Below are 11,996 nucleotides of genomic sequence, written 5' to 3'. Positions count from 1 at the left end.
ACTTCAGTGGCCAAGTTATGAATGACATAAAGAGCGGCTCCTAGACCAAAGATCAGTCCAAAAAGCGTCAGGTATCGAGTGATTAGGCTAAATTGCCTACTCTGGGCAAAGACCGGATGAACCTGCTCGTCTGCCCAAGCTATAGCAATTAGTTTTCCCTGCTGCATTACCGGCATTAAATATTCAAAGGTTTGGTTTCCAAGTGACCCGGTGATACGAGAAAGTGGTTTTTTTGTAGCATTAACAGCGACTAGACCTGAGGAAGCTTCGTCTAAAATTCGATACTCTCTCGCTTTGATTTCTTCGGGTGTTTGAGGCCTGTATTGGTGGAGAAAACCATTTACAAAAAGGTCTTTTGTTTCAGGAATGTAAAGACCCAGGCGTACTCCAGGGTTTGCATCTGCCAATGGTTTAGCAATTATATCAAAGGCATTTGCAATTATGCTTGTATCCATAAGAGCGAGGGAGGTGTTGGATTCTACATTTGCACGGTCCAGAACTTCTGTTAATCCTTGAACTGTGGCGTTAACCATGGTACCCAAGCGCTCTTCCTTTGTTTTTAAAAGCATTTCATCTTTGGCACCAGAAAAAAAGATGTCATACATCATCACTAGAATGGGGATTAATAAGATGGCAGAAACAGTGATCATTATTTGAGAAGCGAAGGATTTATTTTTCAGAATTCTTAACAGGCCAACGCCTCCTCTGCATGAATTCAGGCAATTCATTTCCAGTTGTTCAAAATCAAACAAAGCCTAATGCCTGTTATAAAGAACACAAGTTGTAGACTTAAAAGTTGCTTATGGTAAATCTGGGCTCAAGGAATTTAGTTTCCCGCAGATTGAGATGTCTGAAAACATACAAAGCATAACAGAAAAAGTGGTAAAATGGCTGGCATGATAATTGCATAAATAACTACATAAGTGATACTCAGAAAATAAAGGTAAGTATTGCTTCAATATCTCATAAATGTAAGAACCAACATCTTCATGGGTCTCATATTAAACAATAGGAGAGATAACTTAATTTAAGGAGGGGGTAATTCTTATGAAGACTACTCAATTCATCGAATGGGTTCAAGAAGTGTTTGATTCATGCAATATCCACAATGAGATGGAAACGAGCAAGCTTATTGTGGAAGTGATGAGAAAATTCCACTCTCGAAACAAGGAAAAAATCCAAGATCCAGTAACAGTCAGTGCAATTCTACGGTAGAAGGTAAACCAACACTAACATTATAACATTATTCCGTCTATATCAAATCAATAAATCAATCGCATAGTATTCTGATGGAACTAAGCATTCGTTCTTTACACGTTTAAAGTGGATTTAGCATCGAAAGGTGGGATTTGTTTGTCCAGCTTAGTACTTAATAATGATTTAACGTTTGTTGATAGAATGAATAAAGAATCCGGAGATAGATCTTGTCCGATTTGGCTACTAGTTAATCCCAAATATCCTGCTGATATTTACGATATTTGGTCTCTCATAATGTATGAGATTCAGGACCAGGTATATCGTAAACTCCATGCCAGAATTAATAGTAAAAATATTTTCATAATGAATACGATTAGCGATATTGGAAGAGTTCCTGATGCTTCAAGTGAAGCACAGGTAGCTCAAGAAATTGCATTCTTAAGGGAAAGTGTCCTCGAACATCAACCCAAACTTCTAATTACTTTCGGTACCATTACAAATGAGTTTGTTAGGCGCGTCTTCGTTCAAAGGCCTGAGAATGGGCCTAAGTATTGGAGTACTAGTAACATAGCAGATGAATTTGAACGATCTATTGCGAACTTTGATATAAACCAAACAAATTGGATTCCTTTAGTTTGTCGAGTAACGAAGAAAACTAAGAGCCTTAAAGATTGGGAAGACATCGAAAATTACTATCATGATATTGCAATCAAGATTGCCGAAAAGATAATTGAAAACAAGGATGGTCTTAAAATATGGATTTGATAAGCGACAATTAGAAGAGATTGCAATGGAGAAAGGACGATAAATATGGGTGCTTGGAAATTCATTTGGGGGTTCTTGGTTTTCTTCGGTTATTGGCTCTGGCATTGTGATGAAGAAACCTTAGACAAAGCGCTAAATTGACGTAATGTCATCATTTCACCCCAAAGCAACTGGTTCAAAAAGTCTGGGCGCCTATGAGCGACCGAGGCGCCCTCGGTCCTTTTATTGTTCTTGTTCATTGGACGCTTCCCGTCAATTCTTTGATAAGTACGCCTTCTTCTCTGTCTTCGTTTGACAATCCATTTTCCCTCGTGCTTGAAATCAGACAATCGACTTCTAGCTGTTTGAAAACAAACAAGGGGGAATCTTCCCCTTATACAAGGCAAAGATTCAAATTAGTGGAATATCCCCATTGGATTGCAGGCGGTTAAAAGTACCATATTTCACGAACTAAATCCTCTCAAACTTTAAAACTTGATCGAGTTTAGCTAATAGGTTAAACAAAATTTGTTTGGGGGTATAATGATGAGCATCATTAAATTTATCCCGATTTTAGATACCTTAATCAATTATGACAGAAATAACCTTCGCTTTGATCTAATTGCTGCCCTAACGGTTGCAGTCGTCGCGTTACCACAAACCATGGCTTATGCTATGATTGCAGGTGTTCACCCCGCTTACGGCTTATATTCAGGTATTGTGCTAACCATTCTCGCTTCATCATTTGGTAGTTCCAACCAGTTAGCAACTGGCCCCACCAATGCTATCTGTCTCTTGATTGCTTCTTATATGATACCCTTTGCAGGGAATGATAACTTCTATGCTAACTTGTTTCTTTTAATCTTTTTAATTGGCTGCACTTAGAGGTGACCTTCATGATATACCTCCCTTTGAAATAATTAGCCAATCGTAACCAATTTCGTGGTTTTTCCTACAACTTGATTTGGTACTTTTGTGCCCTATACAGAAGCGCCGATCGAGTAAGGCCTAGCAATTGAGCCGCTTTAGTTTGATTCCCAGTACTTTTCTCAAGAGCCTTAAGAATCAGCTCTCTTTCGACCGCATCAAAGGAGATCCCCTTGTCTGGGAAATTAAGAATCAACCCACGATCGGCCGCATTTTTACTGTTTTCAAGTTTTTGTATTTCCTTTGGTAAATGCTGTACTTTGATATCATTTCCCTGAGAGAGAATAACAGACCTTTCAATCACGTTCTGTAACTCTCGGATATTCCCAGGCCACTCGTAATTCATCAGTAACCCCAAGGCTGCAGGAGAGATCATTTGTTCCTGAGAGGGGTTAAATTTTTGCAGAAAGTGCATCACCAATAAGGGGATATCTTCAGTTCTTAATCTTAAGGGGGGAATGTGAATCGGCAAAACATTTAATCGGTAGTAGAGATCCTCACGAAAAGTCCCTTTTTTAATACAATCCATCGGATCTCGATTAGTAGCTGCAATAATCCTTACATCAATTTTGATACTTTCTGTACCTCCTACCCTTTCAAACTGCCTTTCCTGAAGAACTCGCAGCAGCTTTACTTGCATAGACAGTGGCATTTCAGTGACCTCGTCAAGGAAAAGTGTTCCTTTATCAGCCAATTCAAAACGACCCGTTTTTCGAACCACAGCACCTGTGAAGGCACCCTTCTCATGGCCAAACAACTCGCTTTCCAGTAATGACTCCGGTAGTGCAGCACAGTTAATAGGCACATAGGATTTTTCACGTCGATAGCTTAGGTTGTGAATCGACAGCGCCGCAACCTCTTTGCCTGTCCCGCTTTCCCCGGTAATTAATACCGTGGCATTACTGTCAGCTACCCTTTCGACTAGTGTATTAACTTCTTGAATCGCCGAACTGTTGCCTAAAATTCGGCCGTGTTTTTTGTTTAGTTCTGAGCGTAGAAAAACAACTTCTTCCCGTAAACGACTAACCTTTAAGGCCTGTTTTACGACTATCTTGAGCTCATCAAGATCAAATGGTTTGGTAATATAGTCAATTGCCCCCAGTTTCATGGCTTCGATGGCAGTGTCAATTGACCCATGGGCAGTTATCATAATGACCGGAAGCTTCGGAATAAGCTCTTTAGCCTTAACCAATACGTCTAACCCATCCATTTCAGGCATTTTGAGATCAAGAATAACCAAGGAAGGTGTTTCATTCTGGATTAGTTCTAGGCCTTCTTTCCCCCCGGTGGCAGTTATCACCTGATATCCTTCCTGACGGAGGCCTTTCTCGAGAGCCCAACACAGATGCTCTTCATCATCAATGATAAGAATCTTATTCAATAAAAACACTTCCTTCGCTTAACGGAAAGTGAGTTACCACCATTCATTCGTTAAGGGCTCTGCGCTTTCAGCATTAGTAATCCTCAGACGGTTAGTACTCGATTCACTTAATCCAAATATCTAGCTGATCCCTGTTTTCAATAATCTTTTCCGCAATGTTAGTCCCAACGTGTTGAAAATAAGTCTCACTGTCAGTCGGAGATAAAATATTACGGGTTTCTATGAATTTATCACTGGCAATGACTCGACGCAGTAAGGGAATCCTGTTTGTTTGATTTATATCAAAGTCATCAATAGATTTCTCGAACTCATTTTTCAAAATAGAAGTGCTCCAAGCCTTAGGTCCTTTTTCCGGTTTAATTTCGAAGACGCGCCTTGCAAATTCAAAAGGAAAAGCACCAAAAGAGATCAGCATTTTTGGCTTGTGTTCTTGAACAATTGCCCTGTAATATTCAATTTCTTTGGCAACTTCCTTACCCCACCAATTTAAGGTATTCGGAACTATTCCGCCATCGACTACGGCGCTCCTAATATAAATATTTGTAGTATCTATCCTGGTTTGAAAATCCCTAAATACTCTGTCCTGGATCTCATCTAACACAGGTCTCCAAATATCATAGCGAACTGCAGGGTATTTTGGGTTTATTAACAGCCAGATTGGATAGTTTCTATCTCCTAATTCCCTCTTCATATTGTCCCCAATAAATTGATTGTTATTGAAAGTTAAGCGGGACATATCGTAACCCACCTTTCTTTTATTGTAAGGTCACATCTAAGCTCGGTTTTAAGACTACGATCAAATTTCTTAGCGGTCTTTAAAGACAGCTTTATAATTTTATTCAAGAAAAAAATCGATTGACATTGTGCTAACTTCAGTTCGCGTCCTATCAACCTCCTTCTGCTTTCATGTGTGATTTTGATCACAATTAAAGATTATCATTATGGACACGATTATGTCTATAGAATATCAGTATGTTCTTAATTAAGATATATTATGAAACATGCTTGAGATATCTAAATCTAGAGGATTTTATTGGGAATTATCTCTGGTGGAATCTTAACTTGGCCTTTCTTAAGACCTCATTTTCGTTCATTTTGCAGGGTTATTATTCTTACCTTTATAAAATTGGCTAAAAGTTCCTCTTAAAAATTGATTGACCATAATTAATGATTATCATTATGTTCGTTTTATTTTCAGCAAATCAATTTAAGCGTAATCCTCCTTAGTTATTACTAATTTTTTTAAGCTAACCAATGCCCGGGCAAACTCCGAAGGATTGACTAATGCTAATGCTAGTGCGGAAACTAGGAACACCCACTTACAAGAAGTGGGTGTCTTCAACCTTACTACTTTAGTATTTGAAGTTCTAGAAACTGTTTAACGCCTTGCAAAAATGAGCTATTCAATAATATACTCGACAAAAAGAGTCCGCTCATGCACGAGATTATACTCGATAACCCGTATTTGCTTAAGATTTATCTTGCCGTCAAAAACACGTACGATTGGACGCGTAGGTAAACCTTTATTTTGTCCGACAATGACTCCGGTTTCTCCATTATTAAGCTTTACGGTGTATCCGGTAGGATAGGCAGCAACATACTGTAAAAAGATGTGGATCAACTCCTGACGGAAACGTACCCCGGCATTTGCCATCAGTATTTCGCAGGCTACATGTGGTAAAACTCGATGAATGCCAGGCGAACCATGGATCAGACAATCATAGAAGTCAGCTACTGCCACAATCTCAGCTAACGGATGGATAGCTGCACCTTTTAATTGGCGCGGATAACCTTTACCATTTAACCATTCATGATGTTGATAAGCCATATGAGCAATGATTATACTGGTTTCTCTCTTTTTACGGATGAGATCATAGCCCTGGGTCGTGTGAGTATGGTATAACTCTAATTCTTCCTCCGTTAATAGACTTCTTTTATTAATAATCTCTTTTGGTAAATTGACAATTCCCACATCATGGAGCAGCGCACCTAGTGCAAGATCATTAAGCTTATCTACGGGTAAGCCTAGCCCCTTGCCCAGAACGCTAGATAATACGCAGACATTCACGGAATGAGCGTATACTCGGTTATCAATATTACGCATATCCATGAGGCTAATCATTATATCCTTTTGAAAGAGAATATCCTGGACGATATTGCTTATTAAGTCTTGTAAATCAAGTTCATTCTTTCCATTTTGGATGGTTTTGCAAGATTTTTCAATGGCGGCCATAGCCTCATAACGGTGTTTATCCGATATAACATCCTCAATGATAATATCACTGGTCAAATCATCCTCAATATATATACCATTAGTACCTAAATCCCGCAAGCGAGTAATATACGGTAATGTCAGAACTACCCCTTTACCGAGTAATACTTTACCGTTTGAAGCATAAATGTCTTTTGCTAGAACATCTCCTTCTTTAAGGCGCTGAACACTTACTCCTCGCACTTCGCTACCTCCTTTCTCTAAAATAGGTTTGTATTCGATATGCAATCTCCGGCATATTCCTTCAGGTTAATCTTTTTGCGTGTCTCTAGATAGGATTTTTTTCTTCATATCAGCTCACTGAATTCGACAGAAATCTTTAGATATCCTTCATTTAAGGTAATAATTCTCCTGGGGTTCAAACATTAATCAACTTTAAGTAAAAAAGAACAGAAAAGTGTGATCGAAAAAGCTAGGCCATCCACAAATTTGTAGATGGTCCAAGCTTAGAGTCCTTTTTGCACCTTCAATACATAAAGGACTGCCTTAGATCGCAACTTTATATTAAAAGAAAATGGCGTAGCGAAACTATAGTTTCGCTACGCCCTACCTATGGCAGTCTCTTCGTTTCTCTAGCTACAGAACGAAGCCACTCCTTCACTTCAGTTGTCAACAGATCCTGTTTCAGCTTCCATTGCCAATTTCCTTCGATCGTCCCTGGAACATTCAGCCTAGCGTCGGTATCTAAACCTAGAATATCTTGCATCGGAGTAATAACCCAAGAGGCTGGGCTCTTATACAAATCCTCAATCAGTTTGCGGCAGGCTTCTTTTGGATCATCCTTTTGATCTTCTCCAGCATAGTCAGCTCTCTCTTCATCCGTCCAGGTCGATTTATACCATCCCACCAAGGTATCATTATCATGTGTACCCGAGTAATAGATCAGATTAGAATCTTCTTCGAAGATCATCTCCTCTAACGCTGTAAACTGTAGAACCTTCATACCTGGAAAACTAAAAATTCGCTTTAGAACGTTGACTTCCGGTGTGATGGTTCCTAAGTCCTCTGCAATGAAAGGTAACTCCCCGAATTCCTCAGCTAGACTTTCAAAAAACCGTTTCCCAGGTCCTTTAAGCCATCGGCCGTTCATCGCTGTTTCTTCCCTGGCCTCGATCTCCCAATAAGCCTCAAATCCTCGGAAGTGGTCAAGACGAATAAAATCAAAAAGCCCGAGAACAAGTTTGATTCTTTGCTTCCACCAAGTATAATTCTCTAACCCTAAGACATCCCAGTCATAGACTGGATTTCCCCATAACTGACCCGTCTTACAAAAATAATCGGGAGGAACTCCCGCTACTTTAGCAGGTCTGCCGCCCTCGTCCAGTTTAAAAAACCGATGGTTTACCCATACGTCGCAGCTATCGGCTGCGACAAAAATAGGGATATCCCCAATTAATTTAATTCCCTTGGCTTTGGCATAGTGCCGAAGCCCTTGCCATTGATAATAAAAAGCATATTGAACAAAACGATTAAATTCTACCTCTTCCTCAAGCAGTCGGACATACTCCGCCACCCTCTCCGTGTTGCGCCAAGCAAGCTCTGGTTCCCAATCATACCAGGCTATGTCCCCAAAATGAGACTTTAAAGCTCGATATAGAGCATAATCATCCAGCCATTCCCGGTGATCCTGTTGAAATCTCAAATAGTTCTGCCGAGCAAGAAACCTAAACTCTGGCCCAGTCCGATCGGAGTCTTGGGCTTGGTCTGGGAGTTGGCCTTGTTCTTGGAGTTGAGCCTTAAAGCCTTTAAACGCTTTTCGCAGACTAACATCTTTAAACATTTCAGCTGACAACTCTGCCAGTTGCAACTCCTCAGCAAAATCCGCTTCGAGAAGGCCCTCCCGCATCAAACCTTCCAGACTGATCAGCCTCGGGTTTCCTGCGAAAGCAGAATCGCTTTGATAGGGAGAATCTCCTAAACCGACAGGATTTAAAGGCAGCACTTGCCACAAAGATTGACCAGATTCAACTAAAAAATCGACAAAACGATAAGCCTCTATGCCCATATCTCCCGACCCAAAGTCCGAAGGCAAGGAGCTAACGTGCATTAACACTCCGCAAGAACGCCCCAAGTTTTGACGCGGAAATGGCGGCAGGCTTTGTTTACAATACAAGGCTTGGGCTGACAAAGGGCCTAGGATAAGGGTTTGTGCCGTCTGTCCAGTGATAATCTGCCCACTCAGTAAATCTAGAACGAGGGCACCCTTTATCAGATTAGTATGCAAAGTCGATGGCAAGGTGATTTCCTTAGCTTGCGAGGCATGGCGATTAATCAGGACTGTGATTTCCTCATCTCCATCAGACCGTTTAAAACCATAAATATCCGGCTCAGAGTAAAATGACTGGAAATCACCCGACTGTAATACCTCATACTCGAGACGCAGGCGAATCATCGTTTTATACCACAGCAAGATTTCTTGGTCTTCCCTATTCCAAGGGTATGTTGCACGGTTATAAGGGTCACTATAGCCTTCCAGCCCCACTTCATCCCCATAATACACACAAGGTACACCAGGAAAGGTCATTTGGATCAGACTAACTAGCTTAAGTCTTTGCACGGCAAGTTCTCGCGCCTCTGGAGAAAGCCTATAGCTCTGCTTCTCATTTTCTATCAAAGCCTTTTCATCGGGCGCCTCCCCTAATAGAGTTAAGATCCTCTCCCGATCGTGACTCCCGATCAGGTTCATAGCCCCATAAAAATTCTCTCGGGGATAATTTTCATACAAGCTCATCACTTGCTGATAAACCAAGTTTGAAGTAGTTTTACTTAGCATGAAGCTAAGGAAACTATCTCGGAAAGGGTAATTCATCGTAGCATCCAGCTCATAACCCCAAAAATACTCTCGAAGTTTACCATAGCTCCCCTTATTAGAGGCATCTTCCCATACTTCCCCTATGAGAACTGCTTCGGGATTGATGGTTTTGATCGTTTGCCTCAATTTCCGGATGAATTCATCCGGAAGCTCGTCAGCCACATCCAAGCGCCAACCAGCAATTCCTTTTTTCATCCACTTTTGGATAACCCCATCCCCAGCACCGAATAAGAATTCTTGATAGGCTGGGTTTAGTTCATTCACTTCTGGCAGTGCATCAACGCCCCACCACGACTGGTACTCTTGGCTGTTGGGCTTGAATTGATACCACTGATAATAGGAAGACTCTGCTGACTGATAAGCACCCACACTAGGGTAAGTATTATAGCGATTAAAATAGACACTGTCACTCCCGGTGTGACTAAACACACCGTCCAACACGATAGCAATTCCGTATTGCCTAGCTTCTTTGATTAAGTGCTCGAAGAGCTCTTCATCTCCAAACATAGGGTCGATCTTGTGATAATCCGCAGTATCATATTTATGATTACTAGGAGCATCAAAGATCGGATTAAAGTAAATGATGCTTATCCCTAACTCGTGGAGATAAGGTAATTTTTCAATAACCCCTAATAGGTTCCCACCAAAAAAATCCCAATGAGTTACTCTACCTCGTTCGTCTTTAATATAGAAGGGAGTGTCATACCAATCAGCATGTAAGAGAGCATTTTTTCTAGGGTATAGCACGAACCCATCTTCATGGGCGTGATAGAAACGATCCACAAAGATCTGATACATGATTCCCCGTTTATACCAAGCCGGAACTTCCGAGGGACTATGAACAGTCACTTGGTAGGAAGGAGGCTCTTCATTCCCGAGGTGTCCCTCCCCTCCCAACTTATCCACATTATTGCCATAGTAGTAGGTTTGTCCACCGACTTGAAGCCTAAAATAATACCAGACAAGTCCGGGGGTGTTTGGGGCCTCATACTCCACCTCAAACACGACCCTTTGTTCGGAAAACTCCCCAGATTTTGGACACATTGGGACTAATCGTTCCCGGTCTCTCTCCCAGAGGCGTAAATGTAAGGACTCTATAGGAATTTCTGAGCTCAGATCTAAACGAATCCTAATCATCTGTCCACAAGTTACCGCTCCAAAGGGCTGACGGTAGTCTAGACTATGCGAGTCATGATAGACAAAAAAACTCATTTCCACACTCCTACCGCATCTTCCTTAGTTCGTTCGGTCTGACGGTATAAATTTGGCTGGTGCCCGAAGACACTGTCTTCGCACGTGTTAGCATAGCGGAGAAGCGCTGGCCATGACTCGAACAAGGATGTTCGAGATTAGAGCGCCGCCATGACGATAAGCGGACGAGCTTATCGCCACACTGCAACTCATTACGCATACTCCTGCAGTGTGGATTGGCAAGGCGCCGTGATGGCCGAGTGTCCCTGTAGCCATGGATGGCGAGAAGCGCAGGCGGCCGCCCTTTATAACAGTGACTCATAAATTTTAGTATATGCATAGGCAGATGGGGCCCAACTTGAATCCCGTTTCATGGCACTTTCTCTCAACTTAGTCCAGGCTGATTGGTCGGAGTAATAGAGCCTAACCGCCCGCTGTACAGCAAACAATAATTCGTGAGCATTATAGTTTGCAAAACTAAAGCCATTACCTTCACCTGTCAATTCCTGATAAGGAATCACCGTGTCTTTTAACCCTCCCGTTTCCCGTACGATCGGGATCGTTCCATAACGCATAGCAATCATTTGGGATATACCACAGGGTTCAAAGCGTGAAGGCATTAGTAAACTATCAAGCCCGGCATAAATTTTATGCGCTAATTGATCATTAAATTCTCTTCTGAATGCAACTTTTTCAGGATATTTGTCAGCAAACCCTTGCAATTTCTGCTCATAAGATTGTTCTCCTGTCCCAAGGATCACCATTTGGACATCCAACATCAGAATTTCTTCCATAACGAAACTGAGCAGATCCAGTCCTTTCTGATCGACCAAGCGGCTGACCATCCCTAGGATGGGTAGATCCCCTCGGACAGGAAGCCCTAAAATAGCTTGTAAATCCTTTTTATTGTCGTCTTTAGCTCGTGAGGCAACAAGATAAGGATCCGTATCAGGGTTATAGACCTCATAATCAATGCCATTGAGAATTCCAACCAAAGAATCCTGGCGTTTTTGTAAAATCCCTTCCAGCTTCTCTCCGTAAAACGAATTTTGTATTTCCTGAGCATAGGTTGGACTCACCGTTGTAATCGAGTCTGCATAGAGAAGACCCGCTTTCATGAAGTTAACTGCACCGTGAAATTCTAGAGTCTCCTCTGTAAAAAAGGTTTCGTCCAATCCGATCACGTCTGTCAGAACCTCTTTAGGGAAAATCCCTTGATACTTCAGATTATGAATGGTGAACACGGTGTTAATCGAATAATAGAGGGGACTCTTAGTATAAAACTCTTTGAGCATCAGAGGAATCAGAGCCGTATGCCAATCATGACAATGAATAATGTCCGGATTGAATTCCGGGATGTGAACGAGGCTTTCTAACACAGCCCGAGAAAAAAAAGCAAATCGTTCTGCCTCGTCAAACTCTCCATAGAGATTGGCACGCTTAAAATAATACTCATTGTCAATGAAGTAATA

At 41.4% G+C, this 11,996-nt stretch carries 7 protein-coding genes and 2 pseudogenes; 3 read left to right on the top strand and 6 right to left on the bottom strand.

Annotated elements, in window-relative coordinates:
• Positions 1–692 (bottom strand): annotated as a pseudogene (locus tag JL57_RS01160) (two-component sensor histidine kinase); the annotation flags it as partial.
• A gap of 355 nt (positions 693–1,047) precedes the next feature.
• On the opposite strand from JL57_RS01160, the gene JL57_RS33225 reads away from it, so the two are divergent.
• The 3 genes and pseudogenes from JL57_RS33225 to JL57_RS01150 form a co-directional block, all read left to right on the top strand.
• On the top strand, positions 1,048–1,215 hold the full coding sequence (locus tag JL57_RS33225) for a hypothetical protein (RefSeq protein WP_291299561.1): 168 nt from the start codon (positions 1,048–1,050) through the stop codon (positions 1,213–1,215).
• A gap of 138 nt (positions 1,216–1,353) precedes the next feature.
• Positions 1,354–1,962, top strand: coding sequence for a hypothetical protein (locus JL57_RS01155; protein WP_034140222.1), 609 nt, complete (start codon positions 1,354–1,356; stop codon positions 1,960–1,962).
• A gap of 525 nt (positions 1,963–2,487) precedes the next feature.
• A pseudogene (locus tag JL57_RS01150) lies at positions 2,488–2,817 on the top strand (SulP family inorganic anion transporter); the annotation flags it as partial.
• Positions 2,818–2,893: 76 nt separating this feature from the next.
• Here the strand turns inward: JL57_RS01150 and JL57_RS01145 are convergent.
• The 5 genes from JL57_RS01145 to JL57_RS01125 form a co-directional block, all read right to left on the bottom strand.
• Positions 2,894–4,249, bottom strand: a complete 1,356-nt coding sequence (locus JL57_RS01145; RefSeq protein WP_034140220.1) for a sigma-54 dependent transcriptional regulator — start codon at positions 4,247–4,249, stop codon at positions 2,894–2,896.
• A gap of 103 nt (positions 4,250–4,352) precedes the next feature.
• A complete protein-coding gene (locus JL57_RS01140; protein ID WP_034140219.1) occupies positions 4,353–4,985 on the bottom strand; it encodes a hypothetical protein in 633 nt (210 codons plus the stop codon).
• A gap of 663 nt (positions 4,986–5,648) precedes the next feature.
• Positions 5,649–6,704, bottom strand: coding sequence for an HD-GYP domain-containing protein (locus JL57_RS01135; protein WP_034140218.1), 1,056 nt, complete (start codon positions 6,702–6,704; stop codon positions 5,649–5,651).
• Between the two features lie 367 nt (positions 6,705–7,071).
• Positions 7,072–10,545, bottom strand: a complete 3,474-nt coding sequence (locus JL57_RS01130) for a bifunctional glycogen debranching protein GlgX/4-alpha-glucanotransferase (RefSeq protein WP_034140217.1) — start codon at positions 10,543–10,545, stop codon at positions 7,072–7,074.
• Positions 10,546–10,829: 284 nt separating this feature from the next.
• The coding region (locus JL57_RS01125; RefSeq protein WP_034140216.1) for a glycogen synthase at positions 10,830–11,996 on the bottom strand (1,167 nt) is incomplete at its 5' end.

It is taken from the genome of Desulfosporosinus sp. BICA1-9 (assembly GCF_000802135.1).
Note: the sequence above shows the minus strand (reverse complement) of the source record. Positions and strands in the feature narration are given on the sequence as shown.

Excerpts from the sequence above, each read along its gene's own strand:
- JL57_RS33225 (WP_291299561.1), top strand. The coding sequence starts at position 1,048 with ATGAAGACTACTCAATTCATCGAATGGGTTCAAGAAGTGTTTGATTCA.
- JL57_RS01130 (WP_034140217.1), bottom strand. The coding sequence starts at position 10,545 with ATGAGTTTTTTTGTCTATCATGACTCGCATAGTCTAGACTACCGTCAG.
- JL57_RS01140 (WP_034140219.1), bottom strand. The coding sequence starts at position 4,985 with ATGTCCCGCTTAACTTTCAATAACAATCAATTTATTGGGGACAATATG.